This is a genomic window from Pseudomonas sp. 8 R 14 (assembly GCF_900005955.1).
Taxonomy (GTDB): domain Bacteria; phylum Pseudomonadota; class Gammaproteobacteria; order Pseudomonadales; family Pseudomonadaceae; genus Aquipseudomonas; species Aquipseudomonas marginalis.
Genome location: NZ_CVTH01000052.1, coordinates 108,322 through 131,542, shown reverse-complemented (window position 1 = coordinate 131,542; position 23,221 = coordinate 108,322). Strand labels below are relative to the sequence as shown.

Sequence of the window (23,221 nt, the reverse complement as noted above, 5' to 3'; positions counted from 1 at the left end):
GGTTCATCACGGATTACCGGGAAAGACGCTCTTGATCTTCATGAAGAAGAATTCGCTATCCCGGTAACCGTACGCCATCCGTTTGATGACCTTTATTCGATTGTTTATTCCTTCCAACTGACCGGTGTGCATCGGCCAGCGAACCCGACTGACGATGCCCCGCCAATAACCCTTTAGCCGTTTGGCAAACTGGATCAGAGCCGGTATTTCACTTTCATATGCATGGCGCAGCCATTGCTTCCAGGCCGATCTCCAGGTCCAGGCAGTGCTCGGTGTCCAGAGCGTTTTGAGTTCAGCCTTCATCAAATAAACTGTCATCAGCGATTGGTTGGCCTCCAATAAATCCTGCAAATGGACCTGTTGTTCCGGCGTTTTCAGGTTCTGTGGGTTACGCAGCAACAGCCATCGTGCCTGCTTGATGACCTTGCGAGCCGGCTTGTTATGACGCAGCCGATTAGCTTCGTCGACGCGGACCCGATCAATCACCTCTCGGCCATATTTGGCCACCACATGGAAAAGGTCGTAGACCACTCGCGCTTTCGGGCAATGCTGGCGAACCTCCAGATCAAAAGCAGTATTCATGTCCATCGCCACCGCTTCGATTCGAGCGCAGCCCTCCGGCCCCAGCTCCTCGAAGAACGGCCTGACTGCCGCTCGGCTACGGCCTTCACCGATCCACAGCACTCGTCGTGTATCGGCATCCAGCACAACGCTGGCGTAACGATGACCTTTGAATAACGCGAACTCGTCCATGATCAGGCGTCGTGGTTGCGCCTTCGGCAACTCACTCAACACCGCCTGCAAGGCTCGACGCTCCAGCAACCGAACAGTGTCCCAATGCAGTCCAAACATCTGGGCCACGTGCAGGGTGGGAAGGCGCTCGCAGGCCTGAATGACCGCCTCGGCCAAGCGGCGCGTCATGCGGGCATAGCGATCCAGCCAACTGACGGCCTCCATGCGTTTTCCACAGTCGCGGCAGCCAACACGCCTGAGCAAAATGCTGAGGCGCACCGCGCGACCGAGAATGGGCAGATCACGAACGGTTCGCTCGCAATACTCATGAGTGGTTGAACAAGGTTTTTGGCAGCCGCCGCAGGAAGGGAATCGGGTGGCGTGGGGAATCAGATCGATCTTTAGAACGTCACCATCGGGCTTGATCGTGACGACAGAAAAGCCCTCCCAAAAAGGAAGGAAAGTATTAATATCACGCATAAGAACGCCGGTTTTTTAGATGTGTTTGCTCGCACGAACATCATCAATCAAATCGGCGTTCTTGTTTCTGTGTTTCCCGGGATTCCGTGATGAACCATAAAAAAGCCCACCTGTAGGAGCGAGCTTGCTCGCGAAGAACTCACAGGCAACGCGTGCACCCAAGATGCACGCGTTATCGTTGACGTTTTTCGCGAGCAAGCTCGCTCCTACAGTGGGCTTCTTTGTATTACGCGCCGTATACCGGCAGTTTTTTGCAGATGGCCTTGACCTTCTCACGCACCGCGTCGATCACGGCTTCGTTGTTCAGGTCCGCCAGGATGTCGCAGATCCAGCCGGCCAGTTCCTTGCACTCTGCTTCCTTGAAGCCACGAGTGGTCACAGCCGGGGTGCCGAAGCGCAGGCCGGAAGTCACGAACGGCGAACGTGGGTCGTTCGGCACGGAGTTTTTGTTCACGGTGATGAAAGCTTTGCCCAGGGCAGCGTCAGCATCTTTACCGGAAATGTCCTGCTTGATCAGGGACAGCAGGAACAGGTGGTTTTCAGTACCGCCGGACACTACGTCAAAACCGCGCTCGATGAACACGCCGGCCATGGCCTTGGCGTTTTTCACCACTTGTTGCTGGTAGGTCTTGAACTCAGGCTGCAGGGCTTCCTTGAAGCAGATCGCCTTGGCAGCGATCACGTGCTCCAGTGGGCCGCCCTGGGCGCCCGGGAATACGGCGGAGTTCAGCTTTTTCTCGATCTCGGCGTTGGCGCGCGCCAGGATCAGGCCGCCACGTGGACCGCGCAGGGTCTTGTGGGTGGTGGTGGTCACCACGTCAGCGAAAGGCACAGGGTTCGGGTAGACGCCAGCGGCGACCAGACCGGCTACGTGAGCCATGTCGACGAACAGGTAGGCGCCCACCTTGTCGGCGATGGCGCGGAAGCGTGGGAAGTCGAGGATCTGCGAGTAGGCAGAGAACCCGGCCACGATCATTTTTGGCTTGTGCTCGACCGCCAGGCGCTCGACTTCGTCGTAGTCGATCAGGCCGTTGGCATCGATACCGTACTGAACGGCGTTGTACAGCTTGCCGGAGGAGGAAACGCTGGCGCCGTGGGTCAGGTGACCACCGTGGGCCAGGCTCATGCCCAGGATGGTGTCGCCGCCTTGCAGCAGGGCCAGGTACACGGCGCTGTTGGCTTGGGAGCCGGCGTGTGGCTGGACGTTTGCGTAATCGGCGCCGAACAGTTCTTTTGCACGGTCGATGGCCAGTTGCTCAACCACGTCGACGTACTCGCAGCCACCGTAGTAGCGCTTGCCTGGGTAGCCTTCGGCGTACTTGTTGGTCAGAACCGAACCTTGAGCCTCCATCACCGCAGGGCTGGTGTAGTTTTCCGAAGCGATCAGCTCAATGTGCTCTTCCTGGCGCACGGCTTCTTGCTCCATGGCGGCGAAGAGATCGGCGTCGTACTTGGCAATAGTCAAATCACGGCTGAACATGGCGGTCCTCAAGGATCGGGGGCAGAAAAGGAGGGCATTCTAACCCAATGGGTTTTAGATGGCATATGAAAGGACATCATGTCGCGGACAAGCGGGGCTCATCTCGGGATGGGTGGTGACTGTGCCGGCCTCATCACACTGCTCAATCGAACATGAACAGCGCATCATTGCTGAACTGCGCCTCGAACCGATGTGCCGGCATCGGCCGCCCGAACAGATACCCCTGCACCTCGTCGCAACCATGCTCGCGCAGGAAGTCCAGCTGCTCATGGGTTTCCACACCTTCGGCAATCACCGCCAGGTTGAGGCTGTGGGCCATGGCGATAATGGCGCGGGCGATTTGTGCATCCTGTTCGCCGGAGGGCAGGCCATCGACGAAGGTGCGGTCGATTTTCAGCACGTCGATGGGGAATTGCTTGAGGTAGTTGAGGGACGAATAACCGGTGCCGAAGTCGTCCACCGCGATGCTCAGGCCCAGGTTTTTCAGGCTGTCGAGGATGTGCATGGCTTCGTTGACTTCGCGCATCAGGATACTTTCGGTCAGCTCCAGCTCCAGGCACGCCGGTGGCAGGCCGGTGTCCTTGAGGATGGTGGCGATGCGCGTGCCCAGTTGGCCGTCGGAGAACTGCCGCGCGGAGATGTTCACCGAGACTTTCGGCACTCGCACCTTGTTCTGGTGCCAGGTCTTGAGCTGGCGACAGGCTTCGCTGATCACCCAGTCGCCCACGTCCACCACCAGGCCCAGCTCTTCAAGCACCGGAATGAAGTCCCCCGGCGGCACCAGGCCACGGCGTGGGTGGCGCCAGCGCAGCAGGGCTTCGGCGCCGGTCAGGCGTTTGCCGTCGCCGCTGAACTGCGGCTGGTAATAGAGCACGAATTCGTCCTGCTCCAGGGCGTGGCGCAGGTCGCTCTCCAGTTCCAGGCGTTCCAGGGCGCTGGCGTTCATATCGGCCTGGTAGAACTGGAAGTTGTTCTTGCCGCGTTCCTTGGCGTGATACATCGCGGTGTCGGCGTTTTTCATCAACTGGCTCAGCTCGTTGCCGTCCTGGGGGCTGAGTGCGATGCCGATACTGGCGGTTACAAAGAACTCGCGACCCTCCAGCACGAAGGGCTTCACCAGGCTGGCGAGGATCTGCTCGGCCACATGGATCGCGCGGTTCAGCGCCATTTCGCGGTTGACCCGCGGTTGCAGCAGCAACGTGAACTCGTCGCCGCCCATGCGTGCCACGGTGTCGTCTTCGGCCACGCAGCCGAGCAGGCGGGTCGCCATTTCCTTGAGCATGCGGTCGCCGGCCGCGTGGCCCAGGGAGTCGTTGATCGGCTTGAAACGGTCGAGGTCGAGGAACATCAGCACCACCCACGACTTCTGCCGTTCGGCTGATTGCAGCGCGGTGTGCAGGCGGTCCTGGAACAGCGTGCGGTTGGGCAGGTGGGTCAGGGCGTCGTAATAGGCCAGGCGGTGGATGCGCTGTTCGCTGGCCTTGCGTTCGCTGATATCACTGAAGAAACACACATAACTGGCCAGGTCGCCTTCGTCGTCGAACACCGCCGTAATGCCGACCCAGGCCGGGTAGTGCTCGCCGTTACGGCGCTTGAGCCACACTTCGCCTTCCCAGGTGCTGTGCTGGTGCAATTGCTTGAGCACATAGCGCAGGTGGGCTTCCTGTTGTTCGTCGACGGTGAGCATGTTCGGCAACTGGTCGAGTACATCGCTTACCGCATAACCGCTGACCCGGCTGAACGCCTCGTTGGCCTGCACGATATAACCGGCCGGGTCGGTGATCAGGATCGCCGACGTGGAGTGTTCGAATACGGTGGCGGCCATGCGCAGGTCTTTTTCCGCGCGGCGTTGCTGGCTGATATCGCGGCCCACGCCGAGGACACCTTCGAAGGCGCCGTGCTCATCCCATACCAGCACCAGGCGCAGCTCGATCGGCACCTTGCGGCCGTCGGCGCGCAGGCAGTCGAACAGGAACAATTGGGTCTGCACTTGATCGCGGAGTCTGTTCAGCGCGTCGGGATCGCCCAGCGCCCGGCTGACCTGTTCCAGCAAGCTATAGATGCCGGTCAGTTGCTGGGGGTTGGCGATGATCGACTGCCAGCCGTTCTTGAATACCCAGTCCACGTCGTAACCCAGCACGGCGTTGACCGACGGGCTGATGTAGTTGAGGGCCAGTTGGCTGTCGGTGGAGCAGATCACGTCGCTGATGCTTTCGGCCAGCATGCGGTAGCGCTTTTCGCTGTCGCGCAGGGACTCGCTGGCTTCGATCTGGTCGGTGATGTCCTTGGCCACACCGATGATGCGCGTGACTTGCGCCGACTTGTCCCGCGCCAGGGCCTGCTCGCGGATATCAAAGCGCCGCCATTGGTTGTTGCGATGGCGAAAGCGCAACTGGCAGTGCAACTGCGTCGCGTAGCCGGCCTGGCGTTGCTGCTGGCGCAAATCGTGGTAATGCTCGGCGTCTTCGGGGTGCAGCAGGATTTCCCAGAAATACTCGCCCATTTGCTGCAGTTCGGCCTTGGTATAGCCGAGGGTGTGGCCCAGATGGTGGTTGCTGAAGATCATGCGCTGGCTGATCACGTCCTGCACATACAAGTGGTCGGGCACGGTACGCACCACATCCGACCAGAAGCTTTCACGTTCCACCAACGACAGTTCGATCAGCTTGCGGCTGGTGATGTCGCTGATGCTGAGGATCACCGCCTTGAAGTCGTCCTGCTGTTCCGGCAGGCGCATCACCATCCAAAGGTATTGTTCGTTGCCGGCTACATCCTTGAGCTGGATTTCCAACTCAAGCTGATTCTGTTGGGTCAGGACCGCTTCGAGTATCTGATGTCCGATGGACGTGGTGTTGCGCGGGCAATCATCGATCAGCCGCTCCCACGCTTCCTCGCAGGAGCCCACTCTGAGCAGGCTCACCGCCACCTGGTTGATCTCGGTGATGCGCAGTTCGGTGAGCAACTGCCGGCATTCCTCGGGGGAGCTTTGCAGCCAGGCGTGCAGTTGCTCGCGGGTCTGCAAGTTCACCTTGCCAAAGAATGCATTCAGGCCCGACAGGTCAAGTACGCACAGGGCGACGCCGGTGCCTTCGAAAATATCCTGATACCGACGCCGGCCTTCATGCACCTGGCGCTGGCGGCGACGCATATTCAGCAACACGATCACGGGGATCAGCGAGAAGGCCAGGCCCAGCAGGCATTTACCGATAAACGCCGGCAGCAGTTGTTCCAGCACGGCTGCGCGGTCGAACATCCCGCGCAACTGCCAGTCGCTTTTGCTCAGGGGCGTGACCAGCACGCTTTTATTCAGGTCATCCGGGGTCAGGGCGTCGCCCCATTGCGCCGGCATGCCGCTGTCGCGGCTGACCACACGGTGGTTCAGGCGGTTCTCGATGGCCCACATCGGCCGTTGGCCCTGGCTGTCCTGGCGGGTCAGGTTGACCAGGTACTCGGGTGCCAGGCGCAGCGCCCAGTACATCCTTGAGCCGCCGCTGGGCTGGTGCAGCAGCAGATAGATGAGGGTGCCGTCGTTGTTATTGCTCAGGTAGTAGGGTTGGCCGTGGCTGCGCTGCACCAGCTCTTCCAGCCAGGCGCTGTCCTGGCTGTCATTGGCGCTGTCGCTGATCATCGCGCCGCTGGGCGCGAGCAGGGCGATACTGCGCAGTTCCGGCAGCGAACGCTGCAACGTGCGCGTCAAGGCCTGTTGCTGTTCGATGTCGCGCGGCGGCTCGACCATCGGTAGCAGGTTCAGGGCAATTTTTGCGCTCAGGGCCATGCTCAGGCTGATCTGTTCAGCCAGGTCGGCGCTGTAGTCGATGGTGTATTGCTGTTGGTTTTTCTGGTTTTGCTGCAACTGGTCCAGCAGTTGCCAGAACAATAACGCGAGCAGCAGGAGGACAAGCGTCGCCAATGCGCCTTTGAGGGTGCCGTGCAGGGGCGTTCCCGGCGCTACATGAGCGGCGCGCAAGGGCGTTGGCGGCGTGACTTTGGACAAGCTGTGATCCTGCGGTTTGGCTGGACTGGCGCGCGACGTGCACTATAAGCCGGACGCCCGAAGGGCGGCTAGCATGCCTTGACTTGTGGCAAAGTGCCAGCCCCGCTTGGCTGGACTGACCAAGCGCATTCAGGTAGCTTTGCCGGTTACGCGGGGGCGTTCCAGCCCCAGACATTCAGGCTTTTTCCGCTCGCTGGCATTGATGATAGTCAACGGCCCGCGCGGCGCATGGCCTGGCACGGGCTTCGCCCGCTTAATTCATCAGTCACTGACGCTAGGTTCACCATGGCTCAATACGTCTTCACCATGCATCGGCTGGGAAAAGTTGTCCCTCCGAAGCGGGAAATCCTGAAAAACATTTCGCTGTCCTTCTTCCCCGGCGCCAAGATCGGCGTGCTCGGCCTCAACGGTTCGGGTAAGTCCACGCTGCTGAAAATCATGGCCGGCGTCGACACCGAGTTCGAAGGCGAAGCCCGCCCGATGCCGGAACTGAACATCGGTTACCTGCCCCAGGAGCCGATCCTGGACCCGACCAAGACCGTGCGTGAAGTGGTCGAAGAGGCCGTCAGCGTGATCAAGGACGCCCAGGCCCGCCTGGACGAGGTCTACGCCGCCTACGCTGAACCGGACGCCGACTTCGACAAGCTGGCCGCTGAACAAGCCAAGCTCGAAGCCATCCTGCAGGCCGGCGACGGTCACAACCTGGAGCGCCAGCTGGAAGTCGCCGCCGATGCGCTGCGCCTGCCGGCCTGGGACGCCAAGGTCGAATTCCTGTCCGGTGGTGAAAAACGTCGTGTGGCCCTGTGCCGCCTGCTGCTGTCCGCTCCCGACATGCTGCTGCTCGACGAACCGACCAACCACCTGGACGCCGACTCCGTCGCCTGGCTGGAGCACTTCCTGCACGATTTCCCGGGCACCGTGGTTGCGATCACGCACGACCGCTACTTCCTCGACAACGTTGCCGGCTGGATCCTCGAGCTCGACCGTGGCGCCGGTATCCCTTACGAGGGCAACTACTCCGGTTGGCTCGAAGCCAAGTCCGACCGTCTGGCCGCCGAATCCAAGCAGCAATCGGCCCACGAAAAAGCCATGAAGGAAGAACTGGAGTGGGTGCGCAAAGGCGCCAAGGCCCGCCAGTCCAAATCCAAGGCCCGTCTGCAACGCTTCGAAGAAATGCAGTCGCAGGAATTCCAGAAGCGCAGCGAAACCAACGAGATCTACATCCCGGCCGGCCCGCGCCTGGGTGACAAGGTCATCGAGTTCAAGAACGTGTGCAAAGGCTATGGCGACCGCGTGCTGATCGACAACCTGTCGTTCTCCATGCCAAAAGGCGCGATCGTCGGCGTCATTGGTGGTAACGGTGCGGGTAAATCCACCCTGTTCCGCATGCTGATGGGCAAGGAAACGCCGGATTCGGGCAGCATCGAAATCGGCGAAACCGTGCAACTGGCCTGTGTGGACCAGAGCCGCGAAGACCTGGATGGCAGCAAGACTGTGTTCCAGCAAATTTCCGACGGTTCCGACCAGATCCGCATCGGCAACTATGAAATCCCGTCGCGCACCTACGTCGGCCGTTTCAACTTCAAGGGCGGCGACCAGCAGAAGTTCGTCAAGGACCTGTCCGGTGGTGAGCGCGGTCGCTTGCACCTGGCCCTGACCCTGAAAGAGGGCGGCAACGTCCTGCTGCTCGACGAACCGTCCAACGACCTCGACGTTGAAACCCTGCGTTCCCTGGAAGAAGCCCTGCTGGACTTCCCGGGCGCCGCCATTGTGATCTCTCACGATCGGTGGTTCCTTGACCGGGTCGCGACCCACATCCTGGCGTACGAAGACGACTCGCAAGCGGTGTTCTTCGAAGGCAACTACACCGAGTACGAAGCGGACCGTAAAAAGCGCCTGGGCGAAGCGGCTGCCCAGCCGCACCGTGTACGGCACAAAAAACTGGCCTGATCCGGCTGGTGTGAAAAAAGCGGAGTCCTCGGACTCCGTTTTTTTTTGTACATTTTTCCTGACCCACACCGATCAAAAGTGGGAGGGGGCTTGCCCCCGATAGCGTTTTCCCTGCTGGTGCATAACCTGCCTTGGCGATCCCCTTTTGGGTGCGATAAATCCCTATTTCCTGGGTTTATTTATATCTAATGCACCATTTAAATTCACAAAAGCGACATTTTGCCCTGTCGCGGTGCGGCATGAATTGATAAAGTCCGGCTCAATCTCATTTAAAAACAATCAATTTGCCGAGACTTTTCATGATCGAATCCGTCGAATCCTTCCTCGCCCGCCTGAAAAAACGCGACCCCGACCAGCCGGAATTCCACCAGGCCGTAGAAGAAGTCCTACGCAGCCTGTGGCCGTTTCTTGAAGCCAATCCCCATTACCTGGCCTCGGGCATCCTGGAGCGCATCTGCGAGCCGGAGCGCGCGATTACCTTTCGGGTGTCGTGGGTGGATGATCACGGCAAGGTCCAGGTCAACCGCGGCTTTCGTATCCAGATGAACAGCGCCATCGGCCCCTACAAGGGCGGCCTGCGTTTCCACCCGTCGGTAAACCTGGGGGTGCTGAAATTCCTCGCCTTCGAGCAGACCTTCAAGAATTCCCTGACTTCGCTGCCCATGGGCGGCGGCAAGGGCGGCTCGGATTTTGATCCCAAAGGCAAGAGCGATGCCGAAGTCATGCGCTTCTGCCAGGCGTTCATGAGCGAGCTGTACCGCCATATCGGTGCAGACGTGGACGTGCCGGCCGGCGACATCGGCGTGGGCGCCCGTGAGATTGGCTTCCTGTTCGGCCAGTACAAGCGCCTGAGCAACCAATTCACCTCGGTGCTGACCGGCAAGGGCATGACCTACGGCGGCAGCCTGATCCGCCCGGAAGCCACCGGGTTCGGGTGTGTGTACTTCGCCGAAGAAATGCTCAAGCGCGACGGCCTGCGAGTGGAAGGCAAGCGTGTCGCGGTCTCCGGCTCCGGCAACGTCGCCCAATACGCGGCGCGCAAGGTCATGGACCTGGGCGGCAAGGTGATTTCCCTGTCTGACTCCGAAGGCACGCTCTACGCCGAAAGCGGCTTGACCGAGGAACAATGGTCGGCGCTGCTGGAGCTGAAAAACGTGCAGCGCGGGCGCATCAGCGAACTGGCCGGCCGTTACGGCCTGGAGTTCCGCGCCGGCAAAACCCCTTGGGAGCTGGCCTGCGACATTGCCCTGCCATGCGCTACCCAGAACGAACTCGACGCCGAAGCGGCCCGCACGCTGCTGCGCAACGGCTGCATCTGCGTGGCCGAAGGCGCCAACATGCCGACCACCCTTGAGGCTGTGGATATCTTTATCGAGGCGGGCATCCTGTTTGCGCCGGGCAAGGCATCGAATGCCGGCGGCGTCGCCGTAAGCGGCCTGGAGATGTCGCAGAACGCCATGCGCCTGTTGTGGACCGCCGGTGAAGTGGACAGCAAGCTGCACAACATCATGCAGTCGATCCACCATGCCTGTGTGCACTACGGTGAAGAGAACGGTCGGATCAACTACGCGAAGGGCGCGAACATTGCGGGCTTCGTCAAGGTTGCCGACGCGATGCTGGCCCAAGGCATCGTCTAGGCCTCGGCCTCGATGCGCAGCACTTCGATCAACTGGTCGCCGACGGGGCGCTTCCACAGTACCTCGTCCCCCACCTGGGCGCCCAGCAAGGCACGGCCCAGGGGCGAGCCCCAGTTGATCAGGCCGGCGCCGGCATCGGCCTGGTCTTCCCCGACCAATTGAATGCGCTGCTGCTCGTCATGCTCATTGGCGAACGTCACCCAGTTGCCGATCTGCACCTTGTCGGTAGACGTAGCGGGCGCCACCACCTGGGCGCTTTGCACGCGCTGGTTGAAGTAGCGCAAATCCCGCTCAAGGTCGGCCTGGCGCTGCTTATCGGCCTGTTCGCCCTTGGCGGACTCGGCGCTGTGCGCGGCTTGTAGCTGCGTAACCTTGGCCTGCAATTGCGCCAACCCTTGCGCGGTCAGGCGATTGGGCTGCTCACTGACCTGGCGCTCCACCGGCTGATCTGCCTGGGCGGCGGCGTTGTCCTCATTTACAAAAGCTCGGCTCATGACGTTCTCCCTCTATGGAGCTTGGGCCATGTTCGCCGCGCTTTAGTTTCGATGAATGTCTGAAAGCGACCTATTGCGAGCGATAGGCCCGCGCAGCATCCCGGTTCTTCTCCTGTTGCCAGGCGCGTTCACGGTCATCCCAGTGATTGTCCTTGTAGTCGCGCAGCTCCTCGTTCTCGTGCATGGCCTTGCACTGGCGAAAACCATCCTCCCAGCCTTCGGCGTAGACCCGGTCTTTCAGGTAACGCGGCACGTTTTTGCGAAACACCCCGGTGATCACCCCCGCCGCCTGGCGGCCGCTGCTGCACCCATCGTCAAAACCATCGGCAAAGGCGGGCGGATAGCCCCGAGCCAGCAATTCCTGATGGGTTGACTGGCAACCCGATAGCCACACCACCGCACACAGCATTACTGCATACCGCCACATTGCTTGCTCCCTGGCCGTTTCACGGCTGATAGGGGAAGTCTAGATAGGGATTTGTCGGGGAGGCGTGAAAGGGGTGTGAGAAAGGTGTGGAGCACGATGAGATCGAGCGGTGGGCACTGAAACTGTGGCGAGGGCGCTGGCTTCCGTAGGACCGCAAAGCTGCCCCAATGCTGACGGTGGATATTTTTTCGGTAGGAACGCTTCGCTTGGTTCGGTGGCTGCTGCGCAGCCCAGCGGAAGCAAGCTCTTATCAAACTTAAAATAACTCACTGATTTTAAAGAGTTAAAATTTCACACTAAAGTCTTGAGTCTTGCATAAATAATTTCAGGCAAGCGCATTCTTGTGGTGAGCGGGCTTGTCCCGCGTTGGGCTGCGCAGCAGCCCCAAAACCAGGCGCAGAGGAGTGTCTGATACACACATTTGTCTTCATCAGGGGCGCTTCGCACCCCAACGCGGGACAAGCCCGCTCGCCACAGATTTCACTCGTATTGAATAAGTGTTGCTCGATCTAATCTGGCCTTCAGGCGTAATAGCCCACGGTCCTTTTCAACTGATCGGCGTACTCATAAATCTCATCAATGGATGAGATAGCATGCCGAGTCTCATTTTTCTCCTCGTCGAATATTCCGAGGTATTTCTGACTTCTGTTGAAGTGAAGGCGACAAATCGGTTTACGATTGTTGTCGTCCAGCAGGATGCCAAAATAACTTTGGGTGTCTCGTTGAACGATTCTTTTGGCATCGACAACGGAGCGGACGACAGCCCGAACGATGTGATAGCCCTCAAGCTCTTCAAGCGTTGTCAGGATTTTATCTTCTGACTCGTCTCGATCCTGAATGTCGACATTTGTGCTGTTCGCCATCGTCAGTGACGCTACCGTCGGCTGAATGGCGCCGCTCATAGCTGACTTGAGCCGGTCATTGATTTGGTCATTCAGAAACTGAGCTAACGCTTTTCGTGTCAGTTCGAAAAATTGCTCACGGACTTTCTGCGTGATTGCTCCCTCGTAAACGCGGGATGCGAAAAATTTCACGAAGTCGTCTTCAGGTTTACTGACTTGGGCGCCAATAAGCTTCTTTAGCTGGCTGACGTATTTCAACTCCCCCGCAGCATTGATGATTGAGTCGACATCAAAGGCCGACTTTGTAAGCTTTATCAGCTCCGGTACGGAGTACTCATCAATGTCCAGCAAATCTAATTCTAAAAATGGTTTTTCGTCCATTTTATTAGGTGCATCCAGGTCGGTGAAAAACCTGTAGACCTGGCCGTTCGTGAGAATTGAGATTCTTGCGCTTGTGACGTGAAAGTATCGAAACAGCTGTGATGCGTGATTAATGCTCAATGACTCGCCGATTTTTTTGCATTCGATGAGTATTTGAACCTCTCCGTTTTTCATAATCGCGTAGTCGATTTTTTCGCCTTTTTTTGTCCCTATGTCGCAGACAAACTCAGGCGTTACCTCCTGTGGATCAAACACGTCGTAACCCAAAACCGTGTTGATAAAAGGCATTACGAAAGCGTTTTTTGTTGCTTCTTCTGTTTGGATGGCGGGGCCTTGCAACCGAACTTTTGCTGCCAGATTGGTGAGCTTTTCAAAAAATTCCATATAAGCCTCTTACCCTATTCGAATCCGTGTATAGATGTGATGGCAAATTGACTGCCATTCGATACTAGACACAAATCCTCACAAAGAAAATGGAGTGAGAGACAGTTTGTTTCGACTGAAAAAAGCTAAAAAATTGTCGGAAATTTCCTGCCTATTTATCAATAGGTTGGAAGCCGAATAGTAATTTGTACTTGCAGGCAAAAGTTTGAAAATTCTGAGCAGGTCAGTTTTATGAATTAGGTTTGTGGCTTTCCTGCTTTCGTCAGGACTGAATGTTCCGCCAATTCCTGCTGGATAAACGCCGCGATCATTGCGCGATAGACCTGCTCGGTCACCTCGGGGTTGGCACCCACGGTCTGCGCCAGATCCCGCACCTTGGCGATCACCTGCTCGACCCGCTGCGGGGCCTTGACGCCATCGGTATCTTTTTTGAAGCGTGCCGCCTGGGAGACGTAGCGGCCGCGTTCGGCCAGCAGGGTGACGATTTGCTGGTCGAGGCGGTCGATGTTGTTTCGAACTTCTTCAAGGGTGGTGCAGGTAACGGCCATGTCGAGTGAACTCCTGATTGTGCGGGCAATGCTGACAAAAGGTGTTAGTCAGTAGTGATACCACTTCACCTCAAGCATCACTTCATTCACCGGCGTCGACAAGTGGCTGTACTCGCGCTGTGCACTCAGGCGCAGGCCGAGGTTGCGGGACAGTTCCCACTGCTGGTTCAGGCTGAGGCTGCGACGTACCTCGCCATTGGTGAAGAAGTCTCCTTTAGCCTCCAGGCTCAAGTTGCCCAGGGGGTTTTTCCACAGCACGCCGGTATTGAACCCGGCAGCGGGGGAGATGGCTTCGTTGAAGTCGTTGTTGTGTTCCACACGCACGGTGCCGAGGGCGAAGCCGAGCATGTCGTCGCGCAGTTGCCAGGTGCCGCCGGCGCCGCCGTTGACGTGGGCGACCAGGGTGTCGTCGTCGTGTTTACCGGGCACCCGCTCAAGGCCACCGGTGACTTGCCAGGACCACGGCTGCAGCAAGGCGTTGCGCGGGGTCAGGGAGCGGATGGTGGCCAGGTCCAGTTGCTGCAGTTGCCAGTGGTTGCCTTCGTACTGGCGCAGTTTCATCTGCAGGATTTCGATCTGGGCGCCGAGGGGGAAGCCTTCGGCGTTGTCGTTGAGGTCGTGGTAGGCCATGCGCAGGCCGTATTCGCCGAAGGCCTTGTCGCCACGGGTGCCGATGCCGGCTTGCCAGGTGCGCGATTCATGGCCGTTTTCGGGCAGGCCGGGAGGCGTGATCGTCAGGTCGGGCGCCGGGTTCTGGTTGATCGCGCGCAGCAGTTCGAAGCTGCGTTGGGAGCGCGCGGTGTCGCGCTCGAGGCCATTGGCACGGTAGCGGCCCAGGCGGTAGGCGGCGTCGATGATCAGGGCCTGGCGGTCGCGAGGCAACGCTTTAAAGGCCGGTTCCTGCAGTTGCTGCTGGTCGTCGCTGACCTTCAGTATCCATTGTTGCTCGTCGCTGTTCAGCGGCTTGGCGCGCTCCAGCAACTCGCGCTCGCGGGAGGGACGGTAGTCGATCTTTTCCACCAGTCCCGCATCCTTCACGGCCTTGACCGTGTCGGTGGGGATCGCGGTAAGCGGGAATTGCTCGGTCAGGCGCAGGCCGGGGCGCGCCACTTGCAGCAGTTCCAGCAGGCGATAGGAGCAGTTTTCATCGAAGAAAAAGTAGTCGAACTGGATCTGCTTGAGCTCCCACACGTGCTCGACCATGCGCTCGGTCTCGACCTGGGTGAGGTTGAGGCGGTATTCCCACAGGTCGCGGTTTTCGAGGCTGCGGTATTCGGAGAGTTTTTCCTGGTAGGGCACCAGGGCGAACAGGCCGGGGTAGCCGCCCATCAGGCCTTTCCATGCGTAGAGGATGCTGTTGTCCGAGCCTTCGATGTAGGCGCCGAAGTTGATCGCGTAGCTGAGCAGCGCAGTCTTGTTGCTCTGCACGTCGGCCTGGTCGATACGCAACAGGGTATGGCCGAACATCGACGACGGACTGTTGAGGTAGGCCGCCGGGAAGATCATCACCGCGCTATGGGGCGCGACGTCCTTGAACCATTGCTTGAATTCCTTGCAGTCCACGGCGGGCAGGTCAGTGAGGTGCAACTGATCCTTGAGCCAGCGGGTACGTGCGGGGTAAACGCATTGAGCGTGTTTTTCACCCAGGCTGGCCGGAGCGTAAAGCGCTTCAACGGTGGCCTTGAGTTCTGCATCCGGGTGGTGGGCGCCATCGGCGGCGAGGAAGAATTTCTTTTCACTGACATAGCTGCGCCAGCCACTGACTTTGCCGGCTTCGTAATGGCCCAGAGAAAGCCAGAACGGATCATTGGCCAATTGCTGCAAACGTTGATCATCAAGATGCGGTGCCGCGTACAGCGGGGCGCAGGCAAAGAGTGCCATCCAGGCAAAGCGTTTGAGCATAGGGGCAACTTAAGTCGGAAATTAGAGAGACCCAAGGAGAGGCGGGTCCAAAAAATAAAACCCGCGCCTGGGTAGGCGCGGGCAGGACGAGCTTAAGCCTGGGTAGCGTATTTCGCCAGACGGGCATCGCCTTTCAGTACAGCCAGGGTGTTGTTGTGCACGTCTTCAGCGGTCACATCGGCCTTGCTGAAGATTTGCTGGAAGTGTTCGTGAGCCACGGCAGCGAAGTGCTCGCGATCTTCCGGAGCAACGCCCAGTACCACGGCGTAGGTGGTCAGTGCTTCGCCATTACCCTTGGCCATGTCTTCGGACAGCTCGTTCATCATGCCATTCATGGCAATCCAGGACTTGCCGCCGTAGGTCAGCGCGCTGTTGGTGCTGCAACCGTTGGTGCCCGAGGTCATGCCGAAGGTGGCGTTACCCGAAGTACCGTTGGTGGTGGAAGCCAGGAAGTGAGCTGGAGTACCGCGCTGGCCTTCGAACAACATGTTGCCCCAACCGCAGTTCGGGCCACCTGGTGCTTCAGCCATTGCATTGAGGGAGACGACGGTGAAGAGAGTACCGAGAAGGATCCGTTTCATAGCTTTGTTCTCTTTGTGTGCAAACCAATGGACAAGGGTTCAGGCACTTCATAGCGCCCTCGGGATCGGTTATTAGTCCAACCCGCGCAGTTTGGAGTTTAGGCACGTTCCAAGGGTTCCGTGTGTTTTTATAAAACAATCAGCAATGTCGCGATTTTTTTTGCAGGGCGCCTCCCGTGTCCAGGGTTTCCCAACGGCGCGCCTTGCCAGAGCGCGCAACAGGGAGCCAGAATGCCGTCATCTGCCCCGCCTGATGTAAGGAAGCCCGATGCCTGATCCTGTTGCTGCCAGCTTGCGTCTAGCGCCCGAAGCGCTGACTCGCCCTTTCTCCGCTGAACAGTTCAGCTTCTCGACCACCAATGATTTGGAGCCCTTTCGCGGTGTGCTTGGCCAGGAACGTGCGGTTGAAGCGTTGCAGTTCGGCGTGGCCATGCCGCGCCCCGGCTACAACGTATTTGTCATGGGCGAGCCGGGTACCGGCCGCTTTTCGTTCGTCAAACGCTACCTGAAAGCCGAGGGCAAGCGCCTGCAGACCCCGGCGGACTGGGTCTATGTGAATAATTTTGACGAGCCTCGCGAACCCCGCGCCCTGGAATTGCCAGGCGGCGGTGCGGCGGCGTTCATTGCCGATATCAATGGCCTGGTCGACAACCTCGTCGCGACCTTCCCGGCGGTGTTCGAACACCCGACTTATCAACAGCGCAAGAGTGCCATCGACCGCGCTTTCAACCAGCGCTATGACAAGGCCCTGGACGTGATCGAGCGCCTGGCCCTGGAAAAGGACGTGGCGCTGTACCGCGACAGTTCCAACATCGCCTTCACCCCGATGCTCGACGGCAAGGCCCTGGATGAGGCCGAGTTCTCCCAGCTGCCGGAAGTGGATCGCGAGCGTTTCCACACGGATATTTCCGAGCTGGAAGAACGCCTCAACGAGGAGTTGGCCAGCCTGCCCCAGTGGAAGCGCGAGTCCAATAATCAACTGCGCCAGTTCAACGAAGAAACCATCACCCTGGCCTTGCAGCCTTTGCTCGCACCGCTGTCGGAAAAGTACGCGGAGAACGCCGGTGTCTGCGGTTACCTGCAGGCCATGCAGGTGTACCTGCTGAAAACCGTGGTCGAGCAACTGGTGGACGACGCCAAGACCGACGCCCAGGCCCGCAAGCTGCTCGAAGAGCAATACTGCCCGAGCCTGGTGGTGGGCCATCCGGTCAACGGTGGCGCGCCGGTGGTGTTTGAACCGCACCCGACCTACGACAACCTGTTCGGCCGTATCGAATACAGCACCGACCAGGGCGCGCTGTACACCACCTATCGCCAGTTGCGCCCGGGCGCTTTGCACCGTGCCAACGGCGGGTTCCTGATTCTTGAAGCCGAGAAGATGCTCAGCGAGCCGTTTGTGTGGGACGCCCTCAAGCGTTCCTTGCAGTCGCGCAAGCTGAAGATGGAATCGCCCCTGGGCGAACTGGGCCGCCTGGCCACCGTGACCCTTAACCCGCAGATGATCCCATTGCAGGTCAAGGTCATCATCATCGGTTCGCGCCAGTTGTATTACGCGCTGCAGGACGCCGATCCGGACTTCCAGGAGATGTTCCGGGTGCTGGTGGATTTCGACGAAGATATTCCGATGGTGGACGAGAGCCTGGAGCAGTTCGCCCAGTTGCTCAAGACCCGCACTTCGGAAGAAGGCATGGCGCCGCTGACTTCGGACGCGGTGGCGCGGCTGGCCACCTACAGCGCACGGCTGGCGGAGCACCAGGGCCGTTTGTCGGCGCGTATTGGGGATTTGTTCCAGCTGGTCAGCGAAGCGGACTTTATCCGGCATCTGGCGGGCGATGAGATGACCGATGCCGGCCATATCGAGCGTGCGCTGAAGGCCAAGGCCACGCGCACCGGGCGTGTGTCGGCGCGGATTCTCGACGATATGCTCGCCGGGGTGATCCTGATCGACACCGCCGGCGCGGCGGTCGGCAAGTGCAACGGGCTGACCGTGCTGGAGGTCGGTGACTCGGCGTTCGGTGTGCCGGCGCGGATTTCCGCCACGGTGTACCCGGGCGGCAGCGGAATCGTCGACATCGAGCGTGAAGTTAACCTCGGGCAGCCGATTCACTCCAAAGGCGTGATGATTCTCACCGGTTACCTGGGCAGCCGCTATGCCCAGGAATTTCCGCTGGCGATCTCGGCGAGTATCGCGCTGGAACAGTCCTACGGTTACGTGGACGGTGACAGCGCGTCCCTGGGCGAGGCCTGCACGTTGATCTCGGCCTTGTCGAAGACGCCGCTCAAGCAGTGCTTTGCGATCACCGGTTCGATCAACCAGTTTGGTGAAGTGCAGGCCGTGGGCGGGGTCAACGAGAAGATCGAAGGCTTCTTCCGCCTGTGCGAAGCCCGCGGTCTGACCGGCGAGCAAGGGGCGATTATTCCCCAGGCCAACGTGGCCACGTTGATGCTGGATGAGAAGGTGTTGCAGGCCGTGCGCGCCGGGCAATTCCACATCTATGCGGTGCGGCAGGCCGACGAGGCATTGAGCCTTCTGGTGGGCGAGGATGCCGGTGAGCCGGACGCCGAGGGGCAGTTCCCGGAAGGCACGGTCAATGCCCGCGTGGTCGAGCGCTTGCGCGCGATTGCCGAGATGATCAGCGAGGAAGACCTGAAGGAAGCGGAGAAGGAGCTGGCGCAGCAGGCGCTGGCCGAAGCCAAGCCCACCTGAGTTCTGAGGCCAGGCCGGATCAAACATGTGGGAGGGGGCTTGCTCCCGATTGCGATAGGTCAGTCATGTAGATGTCGACTGGCACACTGCATCGGGAGCAAGCCCCCTCCCACATTTGGATCTGGTTGCGTCACTAAATTGACGTCCTTCTGAGGGGCCAACGCCCGTTGGTCCCTACAGCCTTGGTTTGTCGTGGTTTTATTCTATTCTGAGCGTAGGGATATCCACAGGAGTCGCTGGATAGAAACAGCCTCGCCATAGGTTGAGGCTGAACACCGATCTACCGAGGGTCGCCGCCATGCCGCGCAACCTTTGCCTTACCCGCCAGTGCTTCGGCCTGGTTACCCGAATCGAATGCTCCGTTCGCCCGCTCGCGGGGGATAACGGAATGTGGACCTTGTTGTTTGCCGCCGGAATGACGGGTGAGCAGCCTTCCACAATCAAGTCCCAGGGCCCGTTTCATGGGCCCTTCGTGGCAGAAAGCATGCTGCAATCGATCGTCGACAGCCTGACCCTGCACGGCTATGAGCTGGCGGGTGACCCGCAGATCTGGTGCCTGCACATGCAGGCCCATCTGCGGCAGCTCAATGGCAGCCATGAGCAACTGGCGCTGTAGGCGCGGTTATTTGCTCTCGGGTTTGTCCAGCTTGACCTCAAAGCCGTATTGCACGGTACTCAGGTCGGTGCGCTGGTAGCTTTCCAGTGCCGTCGGCTGGCCGTAGAAGTAATGCACGTCAAACAAGGCCGTGCCGTATTCCTCGGCGCGATGGCTGACGCCGAGGATTTCCTTGAGGTAGTTGCCGCTGGCGTCCTTGGCATAGAAGCGCCAGCTGTCGGCCGGGAACTCCTTTTGGTCGACGATCAGTGCGTTGTCTTTGAGCGACAACCCCTTGGGCAGCTTGGCCGCATCGATGTCGCCTTTCTCGATAGTCGCCAGGAACAGCGGGATCGAACCCACCACAAACGCCGGGTTTTCCGGGAACAGGTTGAGGTCGTAGGTGAGGGTGCCGCGGGCCGGGTTCAATTCATACGCCTCGGTCGGCAATTCGATGGGCTCGCCGCGTTCACCTTTCTCATCGGCAGTGAAGAACGTCACCGGTGATTCGCTGCTGTTGCGCTCGCTGCCCACCAAGTCGTCATTGAAGGTGAATGGGTGGTCGAACACGATATGGGCGGCGCTGGCGTCTTCGACGGACTGGCTGATGGTGACGCTGTTCTTCAGTTGTTCCTCGGTCAACGAGGCGTCCTTGAGCCAGCTGGCGGCGCCGTCGTCGTACACGGTGACCGGCATGGGCAAGGCTTGTACGGTTTTTTCCAGGCTGTTCTTGTCGAAGCGCAGGACCGGCAGGTCGAGGTCCTTGCGGGTGACCGTGGCCGTGGAGAAATCCAGCACATTGATCTGCAGGGTGTCGATCAGGCCATTGAAATAGACCTTGGCGTAATGGCTGCTCTGCTTGTGTTCGAAGGCTTTCTGCTCATCGACCAGTTGCTTTTCAAACCCATCGGACCAGGCCTTCTGTTTTTGCATCTCGGCCAACTGCTTCTGGTAGAACTCGACTTGTGCGCTGCTTTCGTTGATCGAACCCGAGCGTGTGAGGAATTGCCCGGTGCTGTCCCGCGCCTGTACCAGCAAGGGGTTAGGCGATTCGTCACCCACCTCAGGTGCCAGTGGTTGGCTGTTGGTCAGTTCGATTTCGGCGTAGTTCTTTTCCAGGAGCAGCAGGTTGACGGTGATATTGCCTTCGGTGCGTTTGTGGCCCACGTCCTTTTTCGACAAGTCGAAGGTCAGCACTTTGCCCGGTGCGATCACTTCCACTGCGCCTTTGAGGCGAACGGGTTGCGGCTGGCTTTTGTTTTCCGTCTCGATGCCATCGATAAACGGGTAGGTGACCGTCAGGTCATCCGGGTTGGTCAGGTTGGAGCTGCTGGGGCTCAACTGGATACCGGGATCGGTTTCGGACCATTCCGGCTGGAACGGCACGACCTTGTTGTTGCTCAAGGTGACGGACTGCCATTCCAGGCTGTGGGGGAAGGGGAACTGGTCCGGCACATTGAAGTTGAATGGGAAGACCGGCTGCAGATCGGTCAGGTAGTCGGAATGTGAGGCTTTGCGCAGTACGAACAAGCCATTGATGTAGGTGTCCACCAGCCCTTGCGGCGTGGGGTAGTGCTTGAGCAGCGCGAGGGTGTCCTCGCCGTATTCGGCCTCGATGGGCTTGGTGGCGAGCTTGACCCGCGCCCGTTCCAGCAGCAGCAGCGAGCCGCCGAGGTCGGCAATGGCGTCGCGCAGTTTCGGATCCTGGATGCTGTCGAGGGACTGCTCGAACTTCGCGGTTTTCTCTTCGAGGGTGGCCTGTTTCTGCTCATCGCTTGGGGAACAGCCGCCGGCCAGCAACAAGGCGGCGCACAGGCCAACGCTGGCCAAAGGGGATCGCACATCCATCATCTGAGTTTTTTCCTGTCCGACGTCATCGAGCCGAGTTATTGGGCTCGACACTAGCAGAAAAATTCTCTTACAGATGCCGCCCAGGTCAGTTTTCTCGTGGTTACAGGTGTCTTATAGCGGCTGGTATACTCGCCGCCATTTCTAGCCATGCTGTGTGAGATCCAATGGAACGCTTTATCGAAAATGCTATGTACGCCTCGCGCTGGCTGCTGGCGCCTATCTATTTCGGCCTGTCCCTCGGGTTGCTGGCGCTGGCGTTGAAATTCTTCCAGGAAGTGATTCACCTGCTGCCGAGCGTGTTCTCGATGGCCGAGTCCGAGCTGATCCTGGTGCTGCTGTCGTTGATCGACATGGCCCTGGTCGGCGGCTTGCTGGTGATGGTGATGATTTCCGGCTACGAGAACTTTGTCTCGCAGCTGGACATCGATGAAAACAAGGAAAAGCTCAACTGGCTGGGCACCATGGACTCTTCGTCGCTGAAGATGAAAGTGGCGGCCTCCATCGTGGCGATTTCCTCCATCCACTTGCTGCGCATCTTCATGGACGCCAAGAACGTCGATCCGCAACACCTGATGTGGTACGTGATCATTCACATGACCTTCGTGATCTCGGCGTTCGCCATGGGTTACCTGGACAAGGTCACCAAGCACTGATGCCCCGCGCTGGCCTTACTGCTCGATGAAGTAGTAGGGCTGGCGGTTGATGGCCATCTCCTTGATCACCGTGACCTTGGTGGTCAAGTCGTTGGTATGGTCCAGCAGCGCAACGTTGCCGGGCTGGGCCGCAAGGTAGCTGTGCAGTTCGGGTTCCGTCTGCAGGATCCTCAGGTAACTCTTCATATAGAACACGCCGGCCCCCGCGATCCGCTCGTTGGGCTGGAACAGCGCGACTTCCTTGCCTTGCGCCTGCAGTGCCTGGACCTGACTGATCACCGGTACGAATGACTGGCGCGCGTCAGCTTTTGGCGCGAACCAGAATGCGGTCACCAGATAGCAGGCGATGAGCAGGCTGAAGACGCCGCCGATCACATGCCGGTGGTAGCGGTACAGCGCCGGCTTGTGGTCCTTGAGCCATTCCAGCAACACCCGGGCGTATTCGGCGGCCAGTACGGCGGCGGCCGGTGTCAGGGCCATCAAGTAAACCGTGCGCTTGCTTGAGGCCAGCGTCAGCAGGGTGAATTGCGCCACCAGCCATACGCTGAAAAACAGGCGGTAGCGGTTACGCACCAGGCTTTTCCGGAAGTGCCACAGGCCCAGGTACACCAGGATGTTCCACGGCAGGAAGGCCTCGGGCAGCTTGGCGATGTAGTAGTAGAACGGCTCGTAATGCCCGGCCTCTACGAACGAGCCGCTGAAGCGCCCGACGCTGTTGGTCCACAGTACTTCGCCCACGGCCTGCATCCCGCCGCGCTGGAACAGGAAGCACAACCAGATCACCAGCGGCACCAATGCCAACAGGGTGAACAGCGCCGGCTTGAGCCAGTCGGCGAGGCGCAGGCGCTTGTCCATCAGGCTGGTGCTGGCCAGGTACACGAAAATCACGATGCCCGGCATCGCCAGGCCCAGTACGCCTTTGCTCAAGGTGGCGATCACCATGCCGGCGGTAAACAGCGCCCAGGCCCAGGTCGTCGAGCCTTGGCGCTCGGACTCAGGCCGCATCGCCTGGTAGAACGCCAGCAGCGCGGTGGTCACGCCGAGGCTGAGCAGTGAGTCTTCCCCCACGCCACGCACATTGCTCCAGTAGCTGGCCATGGTCGCCAGGATCAGCGCCGCACTGAGGGCCAATGTTTTCGGGCGCCCGAACCGGCGCAGCATGGCATAGAACAGCATCACGCTGAACAGACCGGCAAATGCCGAGGCCAGGCGGACCGCCCCAGGCGTGCCGCCGAACAGGCGAATCGCTCCGGCGTCCAGCCACAGGCTCAGGGGCGGTTTTTCCAGGAAGGGTTCACGAAACAGTTGCGGCACGACCCAGTCATTGTCCAGGTGCATGGCCATGGCGATCCCCGCGACACGGGCCTCGGTGGAGCCTTGCAGTTCGTGGTTACCCAGGGCAAAGAAGAACAACAGAGCAGCAAGCAGGAGCAGCAGGGGAGCGGGGCGCGTCATGGAGTCTGGCTACCGAGGCAGAAGGCCGTTCGGGGGAACGGCTCGCAATCGGTGAGTATAGGGAGGCGATTCTTAATATTTCATGAATGGGAGTGGGTTTATATCGCTGGGCCAGGAGGTTGATGTTC

Annotated in this window: 16 protein-coding genes; 5 read left to right on the top strand and 11 right to left on the bottom strand. The window is 59.4% G+C overall.

The annotated features are described in order from the left end of the window. Nucleotides 1–6: 6 nt before the first annotated feature. The 3 genes from BFQ01_RS11410 to BFQ01_RS11400 form a co-directional block, all read right to left on the bottom strand. A complete protein-coding gene (locus BFQ01_RS11410; protein ID WP_065924102.1) occupies nucleotides 7–1,212 on the bottom strand; it encodes an ISL3 family transposase in 1,206 nt (401 codons plus the stop codon). A 226-nt stretch (nucleotides 1,213–1,438) separates the two neighbouring features. Further along, complete coding sequence (glyA, locus tag BFQ01_RS11405; protein ID WP_017528864.1) at nucleotides 1,439–2,692, bottom strand: serine hydroxymethyltransferase; 1,254 nt, start codon at nucleotides 2,690–2,692, stop codon at nucleotides 1,439–1,441. A gap of 142 nt (nucleotides 2,693–2,834) precedes the next feature. Then, entirely contained in the window at nucleotides 2,835–6,686 is a 3,852-nt protein-coding gene (locus BFQ01_RS11400; protein WP_065925349.1) for a bifunctional diguanylate cyclase/phosphodiesterase, read from the bottom strand. Between the two features lie 285 nt (nucleotides 6,687–6,971). On the opposite strand from BFQ01_RS11400, the gene ettA reads away from it, so the two are divergent. Together ettA and gdhA are read left to right on the top strand one after the other, a co-directional pair. Then, nucleotides 6,972–8,636 (top strand): energy-dependent translational throttle protein EttA, encoded by a 1,665-nt coding sequence (gene ettA / locus BFQ01_RS11395; protein WP_065925348.1) that lies wholly within the window; start codon nucleotides 6,972–6,974, stop codon nucleotides 8,634–8,636. 299 nt (nucleotides 8,637–8,935) lie between these two features. Then, nucleotides 8,936–10,273 carry an NADP-specific glutamate dehydrogenase gene (gdhA, locus tag BFQ01_RS11390; protein WP_065925347.1) on the top strand — a complete coding sequence of 446 codons (1,338 nt, stop codon included), beginning with the start codon at nucleotides 8,936–8,938 and terminating at the stop codon, nucleotides 10,271–10,273. On the opposite strand, the gene BFQ01_RS11385 is transcribed toward gdhA, so the two are convergent. The 6 genes from BFQ01_RS11385 to BFQ01_RS11360 form a co-directional block, all read right to left on the bottom strand. After that, nucleotides 10,270–10,767, bottom strand: coding sequence for a GreA/GreB family elongation factor (locus BFQ01_RS11385; RefSeq protein WP_065925346.1), 498 nt, complete (start codon nucleotides 10,765–10,767; stop codon nucleotides 10,270–10,272). The genes gdhA and BFQ01_RS11385 overlap by 4 nt on opposite strands. Before the next feature lie 70 nt (nucleotides 10,768–10,837). After that, nucleotides 10,838–11,194: a hypothetical protein gene (locus BFQ01_RS11380; protein ID WP_065925345.1), complete on the bottom strand. Its 357-nt coding sequence runs from the start codon at nucleotides 11,192–11,194 to the stop codon at nucleotides 10,838–10,840. Between the two features lie 521 nt (nucleotides 11,195–11,715). After that, nucleotides 11,716–12,801 carry a type I restriction endonuclease gene (locus BFQ01_RS11375; protein ID WP_027605324.1) on the bottom strand — a complete coding sequence of 362 codons (1,086 nt, stop codon included), beginning with the start codon at nucleotides 12,799–12,801 and terminating at the stop codon, nucleotides 11,716–11,718. A 236-nt stretch (nucleotides 12,802–13,037) separates the two neighbouring features. Beyond that, nucleotides 13,038–13,349 carry a chorismate mutase gene (locus BFQ01_RS11370; RefSeq protein WP_065925344.1) on the bottom strand — a complete coding sequence of 104 codons (312 nt, stop codon included), beginning with the start codon at nucleotides 13,347–13,349 and terminating at the stop codon, nucleotides 13,038–13,040. Between the two features lie 48 nt (nucleotides 13,350–13,397). Beyond that, a complete protein-coding gene (locus tag BFQ01_RS11365) occupies nucleotides 13,398–15,251 on the bottom strand; it encodes an Lnb N-terminal periplasmic domain-containing protein (protein WP_065925343.1) in 1,854 nt (617 codons plus the stop codon). 92 nt (nucleotides 15,252–15,343) lie between these two features. Next, a complete protein-coding gene (locus tag BFQ01_RS11360) occupies nucleotides 15,344–15,832 on the bottom strand; it encodes a DUF3015 domain-containing protein (protein ID WP_027605327.1) in 489 nt (162 codons plus the stop codon). Nucleotides 15,833–16,100: 268 nt separating this feature from the next. Here BFQ01_RS11360 and BFQ01_RS11355 point away from each other — a divergent pair, with 268 nt between their 5' ends. Both BFQ01_RS11355 and BFQ01_RS11350 read left to right on the top strand, forming a co-directional pair. Next, a complete protein-coding gene (locus tag BFQ01_RS11355; protein WP_065925342.1) occupies nucleotides 16,101–18,539 on the top strand; it encodes a Lon protease family protein in 2,439 nt (812 codons plus the stop codon). A gap of 298 nt (nucleotides 18,540–18,837) precedes the next feature. After that, nucleotides 18,838–19,155 (top strand): PA4575 family protein, encoded by a 318-nt coding sequence (locus BFQ01_RS11350; protein WP_027605329.1) that lies wholly within the window; start codon nucleotides 18,838–18,840, stop codon nucleotides 19,153–19,155. A 6-nt stretch (nucleotides 19,156–19,161) separates the two neighbouring features. On the opposite strand, the gene BFQ01_RS11345 is transcribed toward BFQ01_RS11350, so the two are convergent. Beyond that, on the bottom strand, nucleotides 19,162–20,985 hold the full coding sequence (locus BFQ01_RS11345) for a hypothetical protein (RefSeq protein ID WP_083244874.1): 1,824 nt from the start codon (nucleotides 20,983–20,985) through the stop codon (nucleotides 19,162–19,164). Between the two features lie 164 nt (nucleotides 20,986–21,149). On the opposite strand from BFQ01_RS11345, the gene BFQ01_RS11340 reads away from it, so the two are divergent. Then, nucleotides 21,150–21,638 carry a TIGR00645 family protein gene (locus BFQ01_RS11340; RefSeq protein ID WP_017253710.1) on the top strand — a complete coding sequence of 163 codons (489 nt, stop codon included), beginning with the start codon at nucleotides 21,150–21,152 and terminating at the stop codon, nucleotides 21,636–21,638. A gap of 15 nt (nucleotides 21,639–21,653) precedes the next feature. Here BFQ01_RS11340 and BFQ01_RS11335 read toward each other — a convergent pair whose 3' ends face one another. Then, nucleotides 21,654–23,093 carry an ArnT family glycosyltransferase gene (locus BFQ01_RS11335; protein WP_065925341.1) on the bottom strand — a complete coding sequence of 480 codons (1,440 nt, stop codon included), beginning with the start codon at nucleotides 23,091–23,093 and terminating at the stop codon, nucleotides 21,654–21,656. Nucleotides 23,094–23,221: the final 128 nt, after the last annotated feature.